The organism is Paenibacillus endophyticus, assembly GCF_014192395.1.
Classification (GTDB): domain Bacteria; phylum Bacillota; class Bacilli; order Paenibacillales; family Paenibacillaceae; genus Pristimantibacillus; species Pristimantibacillus endophyticus.
Genome location: NZ_JACHXW010000004.1, coordinates 415,573 through 437,276 on the forward strand (window position 1 = coordinate 415,573; position 21,704 = coordinate 437,276).

A 21,704-nucleotide genomic window follows, 5' to 3' on the forward strand; every position below is an offset into this window, starting at 1 on the left:
TTAATTAAATTGCCAGCAGCTTAAGCTCAGGTTGCCGTATTGATAGCTGCGGTGAAGAAGCGTTGCTTTACGATTGGAATCCCCCGTCCCCATAGCAAGCAGGAGCGGGATAAAATGTTCATTCGTTGGTACGGCCTCTTGCGCAAATGGAGCAAGTTCGCGATATTGAAATAATGCTTGTGTATCCCATGATTCAAGCTTGCTCTGCAGCCACTCGTCAAACTGCTCTGCCCATGATTCATTATTTTTGGACTGCCAGTTTAATTTCCTTAGATTATGGACGGTGCCTCCGCTTCCAATGATAAGTATATCCTGCTCGCGGAGTTCAGCCAACGCTTTTCCGATTTGGTACTGCTTCTCATTAGGCAAATTGCGATTTACAGATAGTGCAATAACCGGAATATCCGCATCCGGATAAAGCAGCTTAAGTACGGCCCACGCGCCGTGATCCAAACCTCTTTTTTCATCCAGAACGCTTTGGACACCTTGCTTTGCAAATAAAGATTGAATCTGTACAGCTAGAGAGCTATCGCTTTTTGCAGGGTAGGTCATCTTGTAAAGTTCATCTTGAAACCCGCCAAAGTCATAAATGGTTTCATAGGAATCAGCGGCGCTTACCGACTGAACTGTTTCTTCCCAGTGAGCGGAAAAGAGTACGATTGCTTTTGGTTTTGGCATTTGATTCTTAAACGTTTTAAGCAGATCTGTATAACGATTATCCTCAAGCACGATTGACGGGGCGCCATGCGCAAAAAAATAGGAAGGCATCATAGGTCTTCACTCCTTATTGGTGTTTAATGGTGTTTATTTCTGCATCTTTCATAAGCCAGTTCATAAAATCAAGTTGGTTCTCTTCCGATACGCCGTGGTCGGTCGGATATAATTTGAAGAACAAGCGATTCATCTGATCATTCATATACGCAGCGGTTTCATGGCCAATCCGTACCGGAAATACCGAATCATATTCACCATGAGAAATAAATCCCGCAACATTCTTCATGCTTCGAATAGGGTACTCCGATTTCACAAAGTCAGGAATGTATCCGTTTAGTGCAACGATTCCTTTTAACCGTTCACCCATTACGAATGCAAGTGTCATTGATAAAATAGCACCTTGACTAAAGCCGAGTAAATACCTTTTGACTGGATCTATCGGATACTTATCTGTTGCATAATGAATGAATGACTCAAGCGCATTGACCGCTTCATCAAACATTTCCCGAATCGGATTACCCAGGCTTTTCAAATCATAATACTGATAGCCGGCGCCAAGCGGCAAATTGCCGCGTATGCCAATGATGATGAAATCTTCGGCTAACGGAGCAACAAGACCGAACATATTTGTTTCATTCGAGCCTTTGCCATGCAAGGTGAAAATGGTTGGATAGGTCTTGCCAGGTTCGAGGTTAACGGGCAGGTGCACATCATATTGATATTTCGGAATCATATAAACTCTCCTTGTTTGGTAAGCTAGACCGTACGTTTTTGACAATACCCATGTGAAGCTTATCTACGCTGTGAAAGATAAATTGAATGCCAAGTACCATTCGCATCATAATTGAAACAACTATACTCATCGTCATTGTCCTTCACTCCCGCCGCAATAAATATTAGTGATAAGGAAATAACATTTATATGAGTAATTTAACGATGCGATCATTGACTTGTCAACACTTAAATTGTTAATATGTATTTATAATTCATATTACTAATATTCAAGAGGTGAATGCGATGGATATCGGAACCACAATACGGACAATTCGAAAGCGAAAAAGTATCACCATCGCTCAAATATGTGAAACAACCGGACTCTCCCAAGGTTTCATGAGTCAGGTTGAAACAAATAAAACGTCCCCTTCCATAGCGACACTGGAAAACATAGCGCAAGCCCTGCACGTACCTTTAGCCTATTTGCTATTAAAGAAAGATGAACGGATGAGCTTTGTTCGGAAGGATGAACGAAAAATCACCACAAGCGGTCCGGAAAAATTAAAAGTCGAGCATCTTAGCTCTACGAAGAACGTTAAAATGATGCTCGTGGAATTTCCTCCCGGCGCGTCTACAGGAGCTGCGCCTCACGCACATGAAGGTGAAGAAGTCCATATCGTCATTAAAGGAAGCGTATATGCGGTGCAGGGAGAGGATGCGGCTGAGTTCGAAGAAGGCGATTCATTCAGCTGGAATGCGTGCACGCCACATTTAGTAAGAAACATTGGCGAGGACACAGCAATTGTTTTGATATCCATCTATACAGAAAATGAGAATGGTCAAGATCTGATTTAACTTTGCAGAGGAGACTCTTCATGCTGCTTCAACGTTTCTCTCCACTACCGGAACTGTCTCCATATATAGACGCCCTGCTTTTGCAAGAGGATTTTAACCGGACAAACTTCGCTAACCGTCACCCTGTCAAAGTATTGCCGTCAGCCATGACCGTTATAGGCATACAATATGGACAGCCGATGAAACGTTTGGAGAACGGCAAGACATTCGAAACAACTTCCTCCACAGGCTAACATTTATATTATGAAGACAATAGCCTTCCCGCAATCAACGGGAAGGCTATTCTTAGCAATAACTTGTCGCATTTTCACAATGAGCCGACTTCGATGGGATGATAAGATCGGGATACAATAGTTATTCATGACAAGGAGTTGTATCTAAGTGTCCAATATAAATACGAAAACAATCGGGAAAGATTATCCGTACGAATCGAGATATGCGACGGTAAACGGTCATCGCCTCCACTACATGGATGAAGGAATCGGCGCCCCGGTTGTTTTCTTGCACGGTAACCCAACCTGGTCATACGCGTTCCGCAATGTAATCCCCTACGCGCAGAACGCAGCGACTCAGAGCAGGGATGGCCGTTCATGCGAGGTCAAAGCGTATTTATCGTGGGTATGATGCTGTTGTTCTATGCCACTCCTAGCTGTACAGTACGCGAGCCCCAGCTCGACTGGTGCCGGAGCCATCTACAAAACCTTACGCTCTTCGATATCGGGAAAGGCTTCCACCATCTATTGGAGGAGAATCCTCATGCGATTGGCCGTGAATTGCAGCGCTGGCTGCAGCGAGTAAATGAAATGATGACGCATTCGCTATAACATGAATAGGTTTAGGCACAACAATAAGGCAGACGCCCCAGCCGGGCGTCTGCCTATGATACTCTCAATTATTCGTAGTCGATGACAACCATTTGATGACATTCCAGCACGGGTACGGTGTAGGAAACGGTTTCCTTCTCGCAGCTGAACGGAAGCGGTGTCAGTTGCGGTGCAAGATATACCTGCTTCACGGACTTGGCCGTCCGAACGGAAACCTCCACATCATATATGGGGACGATATCCTCAATCACTTCAATCCCTTCGCCCCGACGTACCGGAGACGCGTAGAGCAGGTGATTGACCAGCCGATTCTCTTCCTTCTGCTCTTGCAGCGTGACCACGCCTTGCGCAGGCAAGCTCGTTTGCAGCGTCTTGGCTGTAAGCAGCCGATTCAGCGCGAACAGAACGACTTCTCTCAAGATCAAGCTTCCTTTGGTCGCATAATCCTCAAACACATTCCAGGCGATATAGATGCCGTTGCCGCTCTCTACCATCCCAGGTCCACCATAAGTATAGCTGCTCGGCGTATGTTGATGCGAGCAGAACGTAAATACGTCGCGGTTGAAGTACGGATCTTCGCGTTGTCCCAGCTCGGTTCCGCCGGCTAGCTCGACCTTTTGCCCCTGGGAATAGAAAATATAGGAGGTCGCTCCCAAGCTGCCAGGCTTAAAGGATGGCCGAAAATAATCGGGACGGAACGGATTCGTCCCTACATGCCTTACACCAAGATCGATTACAAATCGATTGCCTTCAGCATCAAGTCCGGACCAGCCCGTCGCGACTATTTTACCCCCCTGCTGCAGATAAGACTCCAATTGGCCTTGCAGCCCGTCATCCACCGCCACGTAATCCGGGAGGATCAACACCTTATAGGCAGTAAAATCTTGCTCCTTATCGATGACGTCAAACAGTACTTTTCCCTCAAGCAGCATCCGTACCGCCCCGGCATCCGAATGCGTATTCCGAGCCTCCGCCATCGCATGTACGCCGGTTGCTTCTAACGACAGAAGCGCCACGTCCGCAACGTTCGTCGTCTTCACGCACCATGCTTCCTTGCTCTTAATGTCGCTATAAGCTGCGCCGATCAAAGCATAGGTTGCTTCATCCATGTATCCGTCGGGATGCAGCTGGTCGCCAATGGAGCAGCGTGCGCCATTCGCGATGCTGAGCGCTGTTTCATAACGCAGCGCGTTCGGGTGCTTAAAGCCGCCGAATTCCCCCCAGGATGTATGGAACTTTCCGGTCATGCCAAGAAATTCAACGTCTAGCGTCTGCGCGTACCTGGCCGAAAGCGGGAAATGGTCATAGCCCCAGCCACCCGTCGGCAACGATTCCAGCTCCAAATGACTGTTCATAACAGCTAAGTCGCGGCGGCCTCGAGCGATATGCCCGCCATTATGGAAGATCGGCAGCCCCGGCTTCACCGATTCAACGGTTTCCTTTACCTTTGCCGTATAATTCGCGTACGTATTCTCCCATAGAAGACGCATCACAGCCACTTCCCGAGGATCGTTTCCTTCCTGCCGTACGCTCTCGACACAGCTATGGCAGTAGCAATTGCGCACCCCGACTATATCAAGGAATAAGCCGTCTGCGTCATAGCGGGACAACATTTCGCGAATTTGTTCGAGCAGAATATCCAGGTAAGGTGAATTCATGCAAAACTGATGATAGCCAGGCTCCATGAAGCCATTAGCCCAATTCGTATGATCATTCTCGTCGCGGATCAGCCATTCCGGATGGCGCCTCGCCAGCTTCTCGTCCAGGCCGGCCGATAAGTATACGGGCGTCTTAACGTCAATTTCATGTGCCGCCTCAATAGCGGCGCCAAGCAAATCGAAGCCAAGCCCCGGATGAATCTCATTTGCTTCTGACGGATGGTAAGCCCAGCCGTGATGGCATTTGGAGAATAGCGTGATGGAATCGACATGGCCAAGCTGCAGCATCTCCTGAAACTGTTTCTTGTCAAAACGGGCTCCGATCGGTGAAATCGCTTCGGAAGTGTGAAAATCTAAATGGACCTGACGGAATCGCATAAGTGGTATCTTCCTTTCCGGTTCGTATAGCTTAACTATATAAGCTCCACGTTCCGCCGGACAGGTTCATAAGCGACTTTTTATAGCATGTTTTCTACCTTCCAAGCAGGAAGTGTGTGATACAATTAGAAAACGCTTACCCTGAATAGGAGATGTCCCGCGATGCGCTGTCTGGAACTAACGATCCCTCCACTCCCCCAATTGTTGACAATCGGCCATTCCTTCTGGCCGCCGGGACAGCAGCACTTTGTCCGGTCGTTCAACGTTTACGACATGTTATTCGTCATGCAAGGAACTTTGTATATAACGGAAGACGATGTCCAATACGAGATCAAGGAAGGCTCCATACTTGTGCTCGAACCGAATCTCACCCATGTCGGTCATCGCCCCTGCGAAGAAACGACTGAAATTTATTGGATCCATTTTGTCCATCCGGCACCCGTGCGAAATATCGACAACGGGCAAATTCCGTGGTCCGTCCCTTCTGCCAAAGGAACCGATCATGATGTCGCGCCGCACCGGCAGGTTATGTATATTCCGAAATTCACCAGCGTTCACAACCTTGATGTTGTCCCGTTCCTGCAACGGATGCTGGAGCTGCATCATTCCTTATCGCCCAAAAGCTCCTTGCCGCTTCAGACGCAGCTGGCCGGCCTGTTCGTTGAGTTGCAAACGGCGTTGCGAACGCAATACGTACCCCGGTCCAGACTACTCTGCGACCAAGCGATCGCCTATCTGCAGCAGCATTTGACCAGCCCATTTGATGCCAAGCATATGGAGCAGTCGCTTCACTTCCATTTCGACTATATCGCCCGCTGCCTCAAGAAACATACGGGAATGAGCCCGCTCCAGTATATGCACGATCTGCAGATCAGGACGGCCAAAGCACTGCTTGAAAACACGGATCTCTCCGTATCCGAAATCGGTCTACGGGTAGGCATCGAGAATGCCAACTATTTCATTCGTTTATTTCGCAAACATACCGGAAAGACGCCGGGTCAATATCGGTCTGCCCGAATAGGCATGGCCTGACAAACAGCCGTTCACCGCTTGGCGGGATGATGAAGCGCGTACCTGTATTCTTTCGAAAGTTCCTCACGGAAATGACCAAACAAAAGAACCTCAGCCTCCACTTCTCGGTGGATTTTGAGGTCCTTTCGCATGTCAATTAAAAATATCGAATGTCGTATAACACGATTGGGTCAGCCTCTAGTTATACATGTTTACGTTATACATGTTTACGTTATTCTTGGACGAACAAGCCTTATATCGTTTAGCTCTTCAATATAGGACAGTTCGTGCAGTATTCTTTAACATTGGAGACTTCATAGTAGAAGCAGCAAGTTTTACGAATCCGCAGATATGGATTAGAAGCAGATGAACATGTCGGTTTTCCGTAAAAACGGCCCAACGGATTTTGTTTTTCCCCAAATAGCGCTCCAGGAGCCTCGTGAATCAAATATTGAAAGTCAACTCGTCCATGGGCTTGCCCATGCTGTTCTCCCGTTACCCCGATTCTTTTCTCATAAAGCGAGAATACACGAACGGCAACATTCTCCCATAGAATAGGCTTGGGCACATTGGCAACGCTGGACATGACGGCAATTAATTTCCCTATATTACCAGCGAAAAGGCCTTGGATGACCGAATTGCGCCATTCATGCCGTTCAGCAGCTTCGGGCATAACCGCATCTGCAAAGGCTAAACTTATATGCGCTAACCCGGAATGACTCTGTGAAGGTTCAATCAAGCAATTCTCGGCAGATAAATCCAGTCCTTTGTTGTACGCCGTCATGGCGTAAAGCAAAGGAACAGCCGTTATGAAGGCGTATCGTTTGAAAAACTGCGAAGCTGTGATCATCCGAGACGGAGATTGCAAAAGCGCTGACAATCTATCCAGATACGCAGAACATCTCTCTACGTCGAGCAATTCCGAAGCTCTCACCGAAGAATCGGAACGGCTTGCATCATATTCGCACAAGCCCCACTCCTGATTTAAGTATTCCCATTCACCCTGTGCAATTCGTGATAGCTTGTTCATACAAAAACCTCCCAGGGCTCTACGCTCGAGCTGAATTAATGGAGTGCATCAGCGATCTGATCGACGATTAAATCGATTGCAATGGGACCATAATAGCCAATCCACTGCGCTGTATTCTCTGCATATACCTGATTTTCCTTAACCGCATTCAGACTTTTCCAAATCGCCGTGTTCTGAAATTCAGTCGTAAGCTCCAAGTTCGTATCGTCCTGGAGCAAAAACATATGATCGGCAGCCAATTCAGGAAGCACTTCAAGCGAAATCATCATACTTGAATCCTTGCTGTTCACGGCCATTTCCGGTGGAGTCAAGCCTAGATCATCGTATAAAATCTGAGAAGTTCGATGTGCGGTCGTTTGGAGCCTTATCATGGCATCTCTAGGCCGGATCAGTGCAACCGTTTGATCCTTCATTTTTACTGCCAATGCCGCTTTTAGCTCGCTTATTTTTTGTTTGTATCCATCAACCAGCTGTTGCGCCTCTTGCGGCTTATTCAAAATTTGCCCAAACTTCAGCAGTACGGTCCGCCAATCCTCGTTGCGCTCTAGTGAAATCGTTGGTGCGATTTTGAGTAATTCATCGTAAATCTCGTCATGGAATTCAGTGGCAATGATTAGATCCGGTTCGATTGCTATGATACCTTCAAGATTTGGCTCCACATATGTTCCGAGCAGCGGAATATTTCCCATCTTATCGCCCAAGTATGGAGGAAGTCCGTTGTCGGTTTCGGCTACTACGCTTCCCGCCGGCTGATATCCGAGCGCCAGCATTTGATCTGCGTATTGAACATCCAACACTACGATTTTCTCCGGTACCTTCTCAAGCGTCATTTCTCCTTTCAGATGCTGAATAGTGACCGGTGCTGGAGGAACTGGCTCCGCTTCGGAGTGGCTATTTTCGTTCTGCTCACTTGTCGCTTGCGATTGATTCGTCGTTCCTGCCTCTGCCTTATTGCTGCCTTGATTGGAGTTGTCTGAGCATGCGCCTAGAATCATGACTAAGCTTACTAACAAGAAAAAGGTCCACGCTAATTTGTTCCTTGGATACATATGTATGATTCCTCCGCTTCTTAATTGAGAATGACACTCATCGTCACTTACAACACTATAACGACTCGCCTTATGATCTTCAATGGATATTTGCGCCAATCGCTATAGATTAAGGCGTCAAAAAAACACTGCTGCTCAAATCGACAGATCTGAATGCAACAGTGTTTATTTAAGAAATGGATGATCAAACGATAGTTCATTCCTGTACTTTAGGTTATGCTAGCTTATTTCGCATCCAAGAAAACTTCCGCTACTTGATCAACTACCTGATTCATAGCTATAGGACCGTAATACGCAATCCAAATGCTCGCTTCGGCGTGGTAAACATGATGATGCTGCACGGCACGCAAATTTTTCCAAGCAGCCGTAGTCTGGATCTCATCGGACCAAGCCTTATATTTATTGTCGGTCAACATGAAATAATGATCTGCATCCAAATCCGGCAGACCCTCCAAAGAAAGAATGGAGCTGGTTCTTTTACGGTCAAGAGCCAGCTTCGGCGGATACAGCCCCAAATCTTTGTAAAGAATCGCCGCCGTACGATGCGCGCATGTATGCAGCCTAATGCTATTGTCCTTCGGCCGGATAAACGTCACGGACTGCCGATGCAGCTTTGCTGCGAGCGCCGATTTCAAAGTATTGATTTTGTGTTTGTATTGCTGCAAAACTTGTTCCGCCTCACGGTTTTTGTCCATAATTCGTCCAATGATTCGCAGCGTATCCCTCCAATCACGGTTTCGCTCAAGCATGATGGTCGGCGCTAACCGAGAGAGGTTTTCATAAATGTCCATCTGGAACTCCGTGCAGATGATCAGATCTGGCGCCAAAGCACGCAATGCTTCAAAATCAGGCGCAGCCAACGTTCCCAAGGGCATGATCATGCGCAGATTCTCAATCATATGCTCCGGAAAGCTGTTCCTATCATTCGTTACCATGACACTGCCGGCCGGCTGCTCGCCAAGTGCCAGCATATGATCCATAAACTGGGGATCCAGCACTGCAATTTTCTGTGGCTGCCGCTGGAGCAGCAGCTCCCCCTTCAGATGAATAATCGTCCGTTGTGATCGTCGGATAGCGACTTGCAGCGGAACAGACCACGCCATCTCTTCGCTGCAAGCTGATACCAGACCAAGCGTTAAAGCATTATTCTCCGGTTCGGCACTTTTGGCCTGCAGCATTGATTCTCGATAAGCGCTGGGAGAAACGCCCGTATACCGCTTGAATAACCGGCTGAAATAGTAGCTGTCTGTATAACCAACGGCCTCCGCAATATCCTTGAGCCCCGCATTCGTACGAGATAGCAATGCTTTGGCCTTTTCTATACGGACCTGCACGAGATAATCAATCGGACCAAGATCAAGACGTTTGTTGAACATTCTCTGCATGGTGCGAGGGCTGGAATGCAATAGCTTTGCGAGTGTATCTGCTGTGATCGGTTCGGCAAAATGCTCATCCATATACCTGGCAGCCTGCAGTACGATATCTGGCGTCTCGTCCTCCTGTTGCTGGTGCTGAAGTTGCCCCATTAGCTCACAAATGATTTGATAAAAATATGATTTCACATGTAGCTTCGCCATCGCCTCGGGCTGGCTCCATCCCTGCTCCATTTGGGACAAGGTGATAAGCAGCGGAGCAGCATGGCCGACCGCAAACCCATACTGGACATCAAACGGTTCCGTATGTTTCATCAATTGAAGCAAATCTTGGCTGCACGGGAGCGGTAATGATGCCGAATATTGTATCATGTAATATTCAACAGGGTCGGTAATGTCCATGATCGTAAGAACTGTACCTTTACCGGCGTGGAAAACATATCCATTCTCTACTGTGTGCTCCTTTCCGTCCAACAGAACTCGCGCACGACCTTGTATCGCGTATAGTAGAAAACTCGACGAAAGCTGGGACGTATGCGAATGCTCGCCAACCGGAAGCTTGGTACGCTTCACATCAATGATCTTCAGCGAAACATGATTCCAAAGTATGAGGTGATCCTCTACAATCATCATATAATGTCAACTCCTAAGAAGGTTCTTTATTCGGCTAGAGTCGTTAAGTCTATCTGTTTCATTATATACTTGATTGCATGATTTCGCCCTTCTGGGAATGTTTCTGCTTTTATAACAAATCATTTATAGCTTACCGTTAATTAGTTACCTCCAAAAGGTAATCTTGTCAGAATCCAATCGAACGGTCTCATATCCCTCTTCTTTTGCTTTTCCTATCGAGACAATCATTACTGGAGCATAACGTTCCTCATCCAAATCGAATGCTTTTGCTAACTGATCAACTTCAAAACCTGCCATTGGATTCGTATCATACCCGTGGGCTCGGGCTACTAACATTAACTGCATCGCAAAGAGGCTGCTATCTACTTTTGCAACTTCAACTTTCATTTCTTTTGATAGAGTCGGAAACATCGTCAGAATAGTTTCAAGTTGGCTGTCTCGGACCTCAGCCGGCATTTTTCCTTGTTCCACCGCTGTATTGTAAATCTCTTCCGCATATAAATAGCTTTGGGTATCACCGAAGATCAACAGCATGGCTGATGATGTATCATTTTGCAATGTATTGAAGCGCACAAGCGGTCTTAGTTTTTCTTTGCCCTCCTGCGTATTAACCACAATGACGCGCCAAGGCTGCATATTGGCAGAGGATGGAGCCAAACTGGCTTCCATAATAATCTCGCTGATCTCTTCTTTCGAGATTTTAATGGTCTCATCATACTGACGCACAGAACGTCGTCCCTTGACTATATTGGCAAAATCGTTATTCAAAATATGGTTAAACATAAAACCTCTCCTTTTGACAACGCTGCATTTTTTTTGACATTGTGAATGTCATTCGTTATCATATTCGTATTATGAACTATAAACCTAGGTTTATAGCAACAAGTAAAGAGGACATGCGATGAAAATAAATGACGTTTCAAAATTAACGGGTCTGCCCATATCTACATTGAGATTCTATGAACGCAAAAACCTAATTCCAGACTCATTTGTTAAAAGAGATGCGAATAATTATCGAATTTATTCTGAAGAAATTGTTGAATTTCTAGATGACGTGAAGTCTCTTTTATCCGTAGACTTTTCGATAGAAGAGTTAAGCTTGCTAGTAAACCAACAACTTCAATTATCTTACGAGGCAAAGAAGAAAATGGTAGAACAAAAAATCAACGAAATTGAAGAAATTCAAAAACGATTGAGAAAGTCGAAGAAGTTTCTGCTTGCAAGTTTGGAAGGCAAAGCTAATTTTCGAACAAAGTGTTAAAGACCAAAACATAGATCTAACAAAGCTTAGCTAACTCCTCCGCAGCTTGTCATATACGGTTGTTCTGCACCGAAAGCACGAGTGGCTCGTCATTTCTTGTGTTCTCCAATAAACCATAAGAATCTGATCGCAAAAAACAGGAAGCTGCGTCCTTCGGGATCGTAACTTCCTGTTTTTTGTTTCCTATAGCCTTCGCGACTACGAAGAATGAAACTGTTGCTCATTTTTCGGTTGAGCCGGTTTCGCTAATCCTGTCACCCTGTTTACAAGAAGTTAAGAAAGGCAATAATTGGTGTATATCGATTCTGAAGGAGAACAAAAATGAAATCTGCTGAAAAAATATCGGCAACTCAATTAAGTTTTTTGCTATTTTCCTTCATAGCGCCAACCGTCATTCTGATCATACCAAGCTTAATGATTAAGATTTCCAAGCAAGATGCATGGATAACGATTATCCCCGCTGTCTTGATCGGGTTTTTCAACATTTGGGTAATGACCACTTTGTCCAATCGCTACCCGGGTCAAACCATTATTCAGTACAGCTCACAAATCGTAGGAAAATGGCTAGGAAAAGGTCTAGGCTTATATATCATTTACTACTGGATTAATTTTGATTTCATTATTCTTAACCAGCATATCCAGTTCATAAATACGGTTCTGCTCCACAAAAGCCCGCCAATCATGGTTAGTTTATCATTAGCACTTTTATGCGGCATAGCTGTCTATATGGGAATCGAATCCATAGCAAGATCTAATGAGTTCCTTGCCTTAGTCATGTTTGTTTTATTGATTCCGCTCTTGATGCTCATGCTTGCGGAATATGATCCTGAGCGCCTTCGTCCTGTGTTGAGTAACGGTATGTTCCCGGTCCTTCAGGGGGCAATATTTCCTGCCGCATATTTAAGTCAGTTTTTTATTTTAGGCTGGCTTCTTCCTTATTTAAACCAACCGAAAAAAGCATTCAAAGCTTCGTTTATTGGGTTATGCACGATCTCTGGTCTTCTAGCCATTACTGTTTTACCTTTGATTATGATATTTGGACCTTTGACGGAAAAATTAACTTTTCCCTTATTAAGCGTCATTCAGTATATAGGTTTTCAAGGAAGCTTTGAACGCTTGGAAGCTTTAGCGGTAGCGATATGGGTTATGGGTTGCTTTATAAAAATATCCCTGACTTTCTTTATTATCTGTCTAAGTATTTGTCATCTTTTTAACCTTAAAAACTATAGGGATTTCGTAATCCCTATAACGATATTGTCCGTATTAGGATCGGTTTCTGTTTTTGTGAATTATTCAACCGATTTGAGTCATTATCTTAAATATACATATCCAAGCCATGCCTTATTTACCCAAATCGTTATACCTATTTTCCTTCTGATGATTGATTCGGTAAAACGGTCATGGAAAAAGTCGGCTCTTTAGATTTCATTGTTTTAAAATGATTTTCCCGATGGGTTCGAATAAGGTTTTCAATGGCGTAATTGTGCTTGGAACATGAACCTTGGCAAATATAAAAGATCCGTAGACCATGCATATGCCCATCAAACCACTATATAATATAGCTGCTCTAACCTGTCGTTTTTTCAACAAAAGCTGAACGCAGTAAATCGTCATGCCTACCATGCCTATTATAAAAGCTGCAATTTGCAGGATCATTTTTCGTCCCCCTCATCTTGCGATCCGAAAGAAGAATGTACCATACCGGCTCCTTTTACCGTCAGGTTAACTTCAATCGCTATCGTTGCCTTTGGAAACATCGTATTCCAATTCGGTTTCAAAACAGCCCATTTATCAGGATAATTCTTATAAACTTCTTGTCCGAAACCAACGCTATCCACTTTATATTTCTTCTGAATTTTAAATAGAAAATCTTGAACCTGTTTCCTAACAGCATTTTCCAACTCATTTTTTATTATCTTCAAATTTTTCGGCTCGTTAATATCCAAATTCGAAGTGTTCTCTGCCAAACTGCCTTGGCCTTCAAGCTGGATCTTGAATTGTACGGCATTTTTTAGATTCTGTGTTATGATTTTGCTGTGTGCTTGGCTCAATACCAAACCGACTTCCCCGCCTTTGTGTAAATTCGTTGTGATACGGCCGGTCTTAAGCTTATTGGTTACCCACAACAACCCCATTGTATCTTTATCGTTTAATAATCCATATAGTTTAAAGTCTTTGAAGACGGCGGCGCCAGCAAAGTTAAAAATCTCCTTATCTGTGTCTTTGGAGTGGACATCGGGTTCAATTGTCCCGACAACGGGATGAACCCCCTCACTTGCTTGCGCCATAAAAAAATCACGTAGCGTGACTGCCACATCCTCCCCTGAAATTTCCATTTCCTTCACCGCTTCGATGGATACTTGCTTCAAGGGATAATTCATTTTCAGAATGTTCCGCCCTTCTCCCCCTTTTACTACCATGATATAGGTCTTCAGGCGATTTCTTGGATCATGAGTAAAGATATCCAAAATATCACCGATTCCCTGCTCAGCTAAACGTTCGCTAACGAAAATGACGCTGCGATGCGAGAGAAATAATATACGCGAGCTCTTCTTCTGAAGCTTTCGGTGGATCTCATTTCCATCTTTGCCTTCTGCGGATATAATGAAAAATTGATTAGCTTCTCCTCCACTGCGACTCCCCCCTTCAATAGATGCAGGAATGGCGATTTGAAGGGAACATAACACATTGCCGTCATCCGAGAGATCTAATGCTGTAGCTGTAACGAATGCAAGATCGTTAATTTCTGTACGATCCCAACAGCCGCAAAGGATAACAAATACGAGAAATATCATGCCTTTTCCCATTCTCACCTTTTAAATCCCCCCAATCCTTTTATACAACACCATCCTGCTAGGAGTGGCTGCTAATTTCCTTCTTCCCGTGACTTAGGCTTTATAGAATGGCGAAATTTCATCCATATCGGTATCCTTATGAAAACATCCCTTAAGGCAGTAAATTTTAGCGGAGTAATTGGAGAGAAATAAAGAACACCGAACGAACGAAGTGAGGTCACATGAAGAATGATGCCTAGAAATCCTAGTACGATGCCATAGAGTCCCATAGTCCCCGCTAAAAACAACATCGGAAAACGAAGGAATCGGATTCCGTTTGCAAAACTATATCGAGGAATCGTAAACATGGAAATACCAGTGATGGACACAATTATAACTACAGGAGCTGATATTAGTCCTGCTTGGACAGCTGCCTGGCCGATGACTAAACCACCAACTATGCTTATCGCTTGGCCGATCTGTTTAGGCAGCCTAATTCCTGCTTCCCGTAATGCTTCGAATATAATTTCGATAAGCAAAGCTTCGATCATCGCAGGGAAAGGTACAGCTTCCCTCGAAGCTGCTATGCTCAGCACAAGATTAGTAGGAATCATCTCCTGATGGAAAGTCGTAATCGCCACATATAAAGGTGGGGCAAATATCGCAAAATTGATAAAAAGGAATCGAATCCATCGAACAAAGGTAGCGACTGGCCAACGAATATAATAATCCTCGCTTGCTTGAAGTCCCGTCCAGAACGTCATCGGAACAATAAGGACAAATGGCGTTGTATCAACCAGGATGGCTACTTTTCCTTCTAGCAATTCAGCAGCGACCACATCAGGACGTTCCGTGCTATGAACTTGAGGAAATGGTGAATAAGGTTGATCCTCGATAAATTCTTCAATATACCCAGAGTCAAGAACACCGTCCAATTGAATCGGCAGCAATCTTGCTCTCACTTCTTCAACTAAAGTATCCTCTGCAATACCCTTCAGGTATGAAATGGCTATTCTAGTTTGGGAAAGCTCTCCTAAAGTCATATATTCAATCTTTAATTTTGACGTTTTGAGTCTTGCACGTATTAGACTTATGTTTGTAGAAATATGTTCGATAAAGCCGTCTCTTGGTCCGCGAATGACCGGCTCGGAGGACGGTTCATCAAGACTTCTTTTGGATGAACCGGGAATGGAAACCGTCATCACATGGCTGCTCCCTGAAATGAGAACAGCGGCATGGCCTTCTAACAAATTACGCACGGTATCTGATAATTTTGCAGAACTGTTCGTGGTACCAATAGAAATCCACTTATTTTTAAGATCATTTGCTTCATTTGGAATATCTCTTATTAGCAGTGGTTTAATGACATGCTCATCGAGCAGTTTTTCATCTATCAAATTATTTATGTAAACAATGAGACATCTCATATTTGCCTGATCTTCTATCCATCGGTACTCCAAGTCTGAACAATTCAGAAAGATTTCTTTTAGTAACTTTTCGTTTTGCTCAATTTCCTCAGTAAACTCTATTTCATTTTTCTCCTCCAGATGAGTGCCTTTCATTTTAAGTTTATCTTCGTACTTCTTGGTTTTGCCTCTTTTAAACCCTCTCATGAAAGGACCTCCATATTTTTGAATTCATGCTGTTATTATTCCAATTGAAGAAAAACATATTCGACTATCGATGTTGGTGCATGCTGAGCTATAGCCGATGGTGATGGCTTAGTCTTGCACGCTGCAAAAAGAAAACCCCGCAGATCATTTATGATCTGCAGGGCTAGAATTATCGGTTTCCTCTTCAATTGGAATCCCTTGGCGATTCTTGATGCCATACCCGATTTTTTTAAGCACTTCAATTAGCACAAGCTTCTCTTCATCTGTCGCAAAAGACAGATTGTCAGAGATCGTCTGAACATGCTGCGGGAAAATATTGTCAAAGTATTTCCTTCCTTCCTCCGTCATATTCACATTTGTTTTCCGTCGGTCACCAGGGATTGGCAGACGTTCCACGAACGCCTTTTTCTCAAGCTTATCTACCACGTAAGTAATACTTCCGCTAGGAATCGAGAAAGCTTCGCTTATTTTCTGAATAGGCTGTGAGCCCTTATTGTACAGGAATTCTAGAATTTGGAAGGTCTCCATACTAAGCCCGTAGCTGTCAATGTCACGCTCCAAGCTACCGTAAAGCGTTGCCACCATGTTTTTAATTACGCGGATTAGCCTCAAGTCGAGAGCTTTCCCCTCGTCTGTGCGTTCTGTCATTTTCCACCCACCTTATCTGATTATTAAAACACCATGTTTTTATCCTATAATTATTTATTCTATTGATATTTAATATAAATCGATCATTCACATATGTCAAATAGCACAAGAAATTTAGTAAGCTATGCCATGAGATTCCGGGATGTTAATTGCTTCGCACAAAAAAAACAGCAGTTCAAAGGTTCCTTTGAACTGCTGTCTATATTTATTCGTTTAATGTCCCAGTACGGTCAGTTTTCAGGCATTGCAGCAAGCTTCTGGCGATACTCCAACACCGGTAGTCCGCCCCAACCCCAATTTTCCGTATCAACCTCTTCGATAACTACGAAAGTAGACGCTAACGGTTTGTGTAGTACGTTGAGCAGGAGCTCACTGACTCCTTTGATGAGCGCCGCCTTTTCTTCCGCCGTGACAGACTGACGATCTGATGCTGTGCCCTCGCGGGTCACTTGAATCGTTACGATCGGCATAAGTGATCCCCTCTCTATTTGAATTGCTAATCTGATTTATTCTGCACATGGATTGGCTTAGTGTCCCGCATTTTGTCCACCATCAACATAAAGGGTTTCACCTGTTACGAAGTTGGCTGAATCCAGATATAAGACGGCATCAACGATTTCATGCGCTTCGCCCATGCGACCCATTGGATGAAGACTAGCAAGAGCTTCATGTGACTCAACGGGATGCATTGGAGTTTTAATGATCCCCGGTGCGACTGCATTCACACGGATACCTCGGGAAGCATACTCAATGGCTAAAGATTTCGTCGCAGATTTTAGGCCGCCTTTCGTTAATGAAGCGAGTACAGAAGGAACGGAAGTGGATGGTTGATCTACCAGACTCGTAGTGATCGTAACAATGTGTCCCGTTCCTTGCTTCAGCATCTCCGCTACCGCTTGCTGAGTCACATGGAAAAAGCCGACGACGTTAGTCGAAATATACGTTTCAAAGTCCTCTTCTGAGTACTCCGTAAAAGGCTTGGAGATGAAGATGCCTGCATTATTAACCAGCGTATCTATTCGTCCAAAGTGAGCAACACTATCGTCGATTAAACGCTTCGCAGTCTTAGGATCTCCAACATCGCCAGCAACAAACCAGACTTGTTTGCCGCTAGGATCGATCTCCTTTGCAGCTTCTGCTAACTCCAGCTCTCGGCGTCCATTGATTACGACATTCGCACCTCTATTCACCATCTCAATGGCCATAGCTTTCCCAAGCCCGCTGCTTCCGCCAGTTATCACAAAAACCTTTCCCTTAATACTCATTTATAATTGCTCCTTTACTCTAGATGTAATTCATCGCAGTTTTAATTGGCTTCAAATAGGTTAATAAATTCATCAGGAGATCGAAGACCGGATACGCTAATCTCTTCATTAATGACAAAGAATGGCACGCCTCTAACTCCCAGCTCTTGCGCGCTCCGTTGTCCTTCTTCAACCTTTTCAAGCCCAACACCTTTAAGAAGGCGCATTTTGAGTTCAGCAGCATCCTCTTTTACACCGCTTGCTATTGCTATTCCAACTAGTTCATCCAACTCGCCGATATTAATACCTTTTTCAAAATAGGCCGTATAGATATTGTCTATCAATTGCTCTTGCAAATCCTCAGGTGCAATCGCAATTAATTGATGGGATAACGTCGTATTCGGCGTATATTTCACTATATCCATATTAAATGCAAGGCCAAATTGAGCACCGGTATCGTTATACTGCTTCATTCTTGCTTCGAATTGGGATGGACCGCCTAATCTTCCCATCATAACCTGGCGATAATCTTCACCTTCAAGGCGAATACCCGGGTTAAGCTGATAAGCATGCCAACGTACGGTTGCCTTCATCCCATCTGGCAGCTGTTTCAAAGCATGTCGCAGACTGGTCGTACCCATTCGGCACCAGGGGCAAATCGTATCCATATAAACGTCAATGGTCAAGTTTTTCTTCATTATTTACCAGCAACCGTTTTTACCGTTTTAATATGCTGTACGTAATCGATGCTGCTCTGCGTTAGACGTTCCTCCGACACATCAGATGTGTCATTTATTGAAAAGTGAGGCAAGTAGGAAGCACTAATGAAACGCGCAAGCGCTTGTATTGGACTCAATATTTCTTCTAAGGTGAGACCATTGGACCCCGTCGCTTGATAAGACTCCTTCGTACCATAAGTCGAGATCGCAACTCCGATTTCTTTCCCTTTTGTTTTTGTACCATCAGGTCCGTAAGCCCAGCCGTATAGCAACACGGAATCAAACCATTTTTTCAATAATGGCGGCGTGCTGTACCAATATAGAGGATATTGAAAAATAATTCGGTCATGTGCCTCGATGAGCTGCTGCTCTCTGGAAACATCGATATTTTCATCTGGATATTCTTTATATAATTCATGAATCGTGATCTCATCATGCTTTTTCAATTCTTCCACCCACGTTTTATTCCAATGGGATGTTTCGATGTTCGGGTGAGTAACGATTACAAGTGTTTTCATTTTAGTTGCTCCGTCTCATTTTTATTTTTGTATTTCTGGACAAATGGCCTGCATCATGTTTATATGTTGTCGAAAAAATCTGTATTTTTTAAAAATACACTTTCTTGTTTGTAAACTATTGGTCCCTCAAGTTCAGAGATCCGTTTGACTTCAATCCATTCAGGATCATTGCGGAAACGATCATAATTCAAGTTTCGCGTCTGCATATCGGCATGCTCAACGAGATAGTAAAGACGGTTGTTTGCTTCATCCGCATCTTCCCAAAAACGCAGCACCTTCATGCCGTGATTCATAAATAATGGAATAACATGGTCTTTGAATCTATCTTGAATAGCCTTCATTTTACCTGAATGAACATCATATATTCGCAGCTCGTATAACATCTGTTGCCACCTCCTTTAAGCCATTCAGTTTCAGTTCTAATTCTAAGAAAAATTGCTGCTTACTTCCATCATTTGAAACGACTAATGGCAACCTTATCGCCTGAAAATTGAGCTCTAAACTATTGTTTATCTACCTATCAAAAGATAGAATAGGCTGTTTGAAAATGCAGTCTCCCTCTTTAAATAATAATGAAACTGACCATTCCACCGCTTTTACACGTTAAACCTATAACATAATGCCATAACCGGTAAATGGCTAAGCAATCGAAAACTAAGAAGTGTCTAAAATAAATATTCGCTTTGTTTTGATTTTGTTCATGTTTGTATTCTACCTTTTAGTAGATAGAGTGTCAACCCATAATTCTTTTTTTCATAGCCCCAATTCTACCTATAAGAAGATAGAATATAAATGTAAATATCCGCCTGCTTTACGTTAAAGCGGATATTAAACCATTGGCAATCATATCAAATCGATTTAAATCGCGAAAACTTCTTGCAAGTAATTGCGCGCCTTGAAGCGATGCAAGAAACTGATGAGCGAGCACATTCGAATCACCTTTAAAGCTGAGCTGCCCTTCACGGCGGCCCTGTTCCAAGACTCGTTCCAACCATGTCAGATTCGCAGTGAATAACTCTGCGATCCCTTCTCTGGTTTGGTTAGACAAAGTAGCGAGGTCAGTAGAAAGCATGACACCCATACAAAGACAATAATCTTGAACAGGTCCACCGTACAATGAAATGAATTTTCGCAATTTTTCTAAATTGTTCTCCGTTACGCTATCAATTTCAGCTATTCCGGAAATGAAATTTTTGTAATACCTCGCAATCAGCGCATTCCCTAGATCCTCCTTGTTAGGGAAATAATAATGAATGCTAGCCGTACGTATACCTACTTTTTCTGCAATGTGTGCATAACTGAATCCATTAAATCCAAATTCCTGTACGATCGACTGGGCTGTGTCCAATATCTGTTCTGCAGTATTTTTGTTTTTGTTCATGAAGCAATTCTACCTTTCAATAGATAACCTGTCAACATGCAGGCAAATGGCAATCCGCAGACTAGACTCATTCTTTAAGATAGGGCGTAATCCCTCTTGAATATAGGTTCTCCACTAACTTGAAAAATTCTTCTGAAGATAAATCCTTTTGACGCTGGAGCCACAGACGAAATAAAGAAAGGGAAGTTGTCAGGTAAAACTCAATGAAGTATGGCGTTAAGGAATGGTCTTGCGGAACGCTTAATTCTAATTGATCCAAAGTGAATTCTTTTTTTAGGCGTTTTAAAAAACGGGCACTTCCATAATCACCTAAGAGGGCATTAAGAACCAGGAGATCGGATTAACCCCCGAAAATTGGACACATACTCACCCTTACTTGCCTAGACTCCGTTTTTCAATTTATACACGTACTTCTTTAATGGGAATTGGTGTAATCCGGTTTTTTGCATGAAACTCAGTTGGCGAAAGATCACGAATGCTTGAGTGAATGCGCCGTTCATTGTAAAAAAGAATGAATTCACTTACGGCTTCATAGGCCTCCGCATAGGTCTGGAAGTCATATCGCGCTAAACATTCGTCTTGTAACAAGCGATGAAATGACTCAATATGAGCGTTCATATTCGGTGTCCGCGGTGGAATTCGTTCATGCTCTATCCCAAAGGTTTCACATGCCTTTTCAAAGATATGAGAAATAAACTGGGGGCCGTTGTCGGATCGGATGACCGGCTTTTCTACAGCTTCAAACAGCTGGCGCTTTAACAACGCAGCTTGCAGAGTACGAACCACATCTTTGGCTTCACAACGTAAACCAATATGAAAAGCCACCACCGATCGATCATAGACGTCTAAGCAGGATTGGATATAAAAGAAGCGATCTTCTCCAGTGATATAACCATACTTAATATCGGTTTCAAAGAGCTGATTCGAGTCCGTGATGATCCGATTTCGTGCGAGTTTCCTCGGATACTTCGTTTGGATTTTTCGCTGTGGACGCAAAATATTCAATTCATGGCATAGGCGATAGACCTTTTTCTTATTGATCACTAAATCATGGTCTCGACGAAGGATTACCGTTAGCATTCCTGTAGAGCGTTAAATTTCCGCTTTGCAAAAAAACGAGCGCCTCGGTACGATGGAAGTACGAAACGGGTCATAGCCCTAAAATTCCATCATCCAGGAGGACGCTCTACTATGAAGTTTAAATCGCAAGCGAGACAAAATCAACTCATTGAAAAAATTACTGCTCAGCATCTCGTCGTTGGGATTGACATCGCCCAGCAAACGCATGTCGCACGTGCGGTTAACTT

At 43.9% G+C, this 21,704-nt stretch carries 25 protein-coding genes; 7 read left to right on the plus strand and 18 right to left on the minus strand.

Going from position 1 to position 21,704, the window contains the following annotated elements; translation table 11 throughout:
* The gene (locus FHS16_RS09540) at nt 1–771 is read right to left on the minus strand and encodes a dioxygenase family protein (RefSeq protein ID WP_183561293.1); all 771 of its coding nucleotides are present in this window, start codon (nt 769–771) and stop codon (nt 1–3) included.
* Nucleotides 772–784: 13 nt separating this feature from the next.
* Entirely contained in the window at nt 785–1,447 is a 663-nt protein-coding gene (locus tag FHS16_RS09545) for an alpha/beta hydrolase (RefSeq protein ID WP_183561295.1), read from the minus strand.
* Nucleotides 1,448–1,731: 284 nt separating this feature from the next.
* Between FHS16_RS09545 and FHS16_RS09550 the strand changes: the two genes are divergently transcribed.
* The 4 genes from FHS16_RS09550 to FHS16_RS09565 all read left to right on the plus strand — a co-directional run bounded on the left by FHS16_RS09550 (nt 1,732) and on the right by FHS16_RS09565 (nt 3,107).
* Nucleotides 1,732–2,283: a helix-turn-helix domain-containing protein gene (locus FHS16_RS09550; protein WP_183561297.1), complete on the plus strand. Its 552-nt coding sequence runs from the start codon at nt 1,732–1,734 to the stop codon at nt 2,281–2,283.
* Nucleotides 2,284–2,303: 20 nt separating this feature from the next.
* Nucleotides 2,304–2,516 (plus strand): hypothetical protein, encoded by a 213-nt coding sequence (locus FHS16_RS09555; RefSeq protein WP_183561299.1) that lies wholly within the window; start codon nt 2,304–2,306, stop codon nt 2,514–2,516.
* Between the two features lie 148 nt (nt 2,517–2,664).
* Nucleotides 2,665–2,907 carry a hypothetical protein gene (locus FHS16_RS09560; protein ID WP_183561301.1) on the plus strand — a complete coding sequence of 81 codons (243 nt, stop codon included), beginning with the start codon at nt 2,665–2,667 and terminating at the stop codon, nt 2,905–2,907.
* A complete protein-coding gene (locus FHS16_RS09565; RefSeq protein ID WP_183561303.1) occupies nt 2,874–3,107 on the plus strand; it encodes a hypothetical protein in 234 nt (77 codons plus the stop codon). The genes FHS16_RS09560 and FHS16_RS09565 overlap by 34 nt, the downstream gene beginning before the upstream one ends.
* Nucleotides 3,108–3,175: 68 nt before the next feature.
* Here FHS16_RS09565 and FHS16_RS09570 read toward each other — a convergent pair whose 3' ends face one another.
* Nucleotides 3,176–5,143 (minus strand): alpha-amylase family protein, encoded by a 1,968-nt coding sequence (locus FHS16_RS09570; RefSeq protein ID WP_183561305.1) that lies wholly within the window; start codon nt 5,141–5,143, stop codon nt 3,176–3,178.
* Between the two features lie 162 nt (nt 5,144–5,305).
* Between FHS16_RS09570 and FHS16_RS09575 the strand changes: the two genes are divergently transcribed.
* Nucleotides 5,306–6,175, plus strand: coding sequence for a helix-turn-helix transcriptional regulator (locus FHS16_RS09575; RefSeq protein WP_183561307.1), 870 nt, complete (start codon nt 5,306–5,308; stop codon nt 6,173–6,175).
* A 241-nt stretch (nt 6,176–6,416) separates the two neighbouring features.
* Here FHS16_RS09575 and FHS16_RS09580 read toward each other — a convergent pair whose 3' ends face one another.
* The 4 genes from FHS16_RS09580 to FHS16_RS09595 all read right to left on the minus strand — a co-directional run bounded on the left by FHS16_RS09580 (nt 6,417) and on the right by FHS16_RS09595 (nt 11,022).
* Nucleotides 6,417–7,184, minus strand: a complete 768-nt coding sequence (locus FHS16_RS09580; RefSeq protein ID WP_183561309.1) for an IucA/IucC family C-terminal-domain containing protein — start codon at nt 7,182–7,184, stop codon at nt 6,417–6,419.
* A 35-nt stretch (nt 7,185–7,219) separates the two neighbouring features.
* Nucleotides 7,220–8,233, minus strand: a complete 1,014-nt coding sequence (locus tag FHS16_RS09585; protein ID WP_183561311.1) for an ABC transporter substrate-binding protein — start codon at nt 8,231–8,233, stop codon at nt 7,220–7,222.
* A 224-nt stretch (nt 8,234–8,457) separates the two neighbouring features.
* Nucleotides 8,458–10,239 (minus strand): AraC family transcriptional regulator, encoded by a 1,782-nt coding sequence (locus FHS16_RS09590; RefSeq protein ID WP_246431676.1) that lies wholly within the window; start codon nt 10,237–10,239, stop codon nt 8,458–8,460.
* Between the two features lie 144 nt (nt 10,240–10,383).
* Complete coding sequence (locus tag FHS16_RS09595) at nt 10,384–11,022, minus strand: nitroreductase family protein (protein ID WP_183561314.1); 639 nt, start codon at nt 11,020–11,022, stop codon at nt 10,384–10,386.
* A gap of 118 nt (nt 11,023–11,140) precedes the next feature.
* Between FHS16_RS09595 and FHS16_RS09600 the strand changes: the two genes are divergently transcribed.
* The gene (locus FHS16_RS09600) at nt 11,141–11,500 is read left to right on the plus strand and encodes a MerR family transcriptional regulator (protein WP_183561316.1); all 360 of its coding nucleotides are present in this window, start codon (nt 11,141–11,143) and stop codon (nt 11,498–11,500) included.
* A gap of 321 nt (nt 11,501–11,821) precedes the next feature.
* Nucleotides 11,822–12,922, plus strand: coding sequence for a GerAB/ArcD/ProY family transporter (locus FHS16_RS09605; protein WP_183561318.1), 1,101 nt, complete (start codon nt 11,822–11,824; stop codon nt 12,920–12,922).
* Nucleotides 12,923–12,925: 3 nt separating this feature from the next.
* On the opposite strand, the gene FHS16_RS09610 is transcribed toward FHS16_RS09605, so the two are convergent.
* From FHS16_RS09610 to FHS16_RS09660, 11 genes are all read right to left on the minus strand, one after another.
* Nucleotides 12,926–13,156, minus strand: coding sequence for a hypothetical protein (locus FHS16_RS09610; RefSeq protein WP_183561320.1), 231 nt, complete (start codon nt 13,154–13,156; stop codon nt 12,926–12,928).
* Nucleotides 13,153–14,307, minus strand: coding sequence for a Ger(x)C family spore germination protein (locus FHS16_RS09615; RefSeq protein ID WP_246431692.1), 1,155 nt, complete (start codon nt 14,305–14,307; stop codon nt 13,153–13,155). Before FHS16_RS09615 ends, FHS16_RS09610 begins: the two co-directional genes overlap by 4 nt.
* 59 nt (nt 14,308–14,366) lie before the next feature.
* Nucleotides 14,367–15,887: a spore germination protein gene (locus FHS16_RS09620; RefSeq protein WP_183561324.1), complete on the minus strand. Its 1,521-nt coding sequence runs from the start codon at nt 15,885–15,887 to the stop codon at nt 14,367–14,369.
* Nucleotides 15,888–16,031: 144 nt separating this feature from the next.
* The gene (locus FHS16_RS09625) at nt 16,032–16,535 is read right to left on the minus strand and encodes a MarR family winged helix-turn-helix transcriptional regulator (protein WP_183561326.1); all 504 of its coding nucleotides are present in this window, start codon (nt 16,533–16,535) and stop codon (nt 16,032–16,034) included.
* Between the two features lie 230 nt (nt 16,536–16,765).
* Nucleotides 16,766–17,005 carry a tautomerase family protein gene (locus tag FHS16_RS09630; RefSeq protein ID WP_183561328.1) on the minus strand — a complete coding sequence of 80 codons (240 nt, stop codon included), beginning with the start codon at nt 17,003–17,005 and terminating at the stop codon, nt 16,766–16,768.
* A 57-nt stretch (nt 17,006–17,062) separates the two neighbouring features.
* On the minus strand, nt 17,063–17,800 hold the full coding sequence (locus tag FHS16_RS09635) for an SDR family NAD(P)-dependent oxidoreductase (protein ID WP_183561330.1): 738 nt from the start codon (nt 17,798–17,800) through the stop codon (nt 17,063–17,065).
* Nucleotides 17,801–17,841: 41 nt separating this feature from the next.
* Entirely contained in the window at nt 17,842–18,477 is a 636-nt protein-coding gene (locus FHS16_RS09640; RefSeq protein ID WP_183561333.1) for a DsbA family oxidoreductase, read from the minus strand.
* Nucleotides 18,477–19,016 (minus strand): NAD(P)H-dependent oxidoreductase, encoded by a 540-nt coding sequence (locus FHS16_RS09645; RefSeq protein WP_183561334.1) that lies wholly within the window; start codon nt 19,014–19,016, stop codon nt 18,477–18,479. Before FHS16_RS09645 ends, FHS16_RS09640 begins: the two co-directional genes overlap by 1 nt.
* A 59-nt stretch (nt 19,017–19,075) precedes the next feature.
* Nucleotides 19,076–19,399: an NIPSNAP family protein gene (locus FHS16_RS09650; protein WP_183561336.1), complete on the minus strand. Its 324-nt coding sequence runs from the start codon at nt 19,397–19,399 to the stop codon at nt 19,076–19,078.
* A gap of 428 nt (nt 19,400–19,827) precedes the next feature.
* Nucleotides 19,828–20,397, minus strand: a complete 570-nt coding sequence (locus FHS16_RS09655; protein ID WP_183561338.1) for a TetR/AcrR family transcriptional regulator — start codon at nt 20,395–20,397, stop codon at nt 19,828–19,830.
* Between the two features lie 399 nt (nt 20,398–20,796).
* Nucleotides 20,797–21,477, minus strand: a complete 681-nt coding sequence (locus tag FHS16_RS09660; RefSeq protein ID WP_246431677.1) for an IS3 family transposase — start codon at nt 21,475–21,477, stop codon at nt 20,797–20,799.
* Nucleotides 21,478–21,704 lie beyond the last annotated feature (227 nt).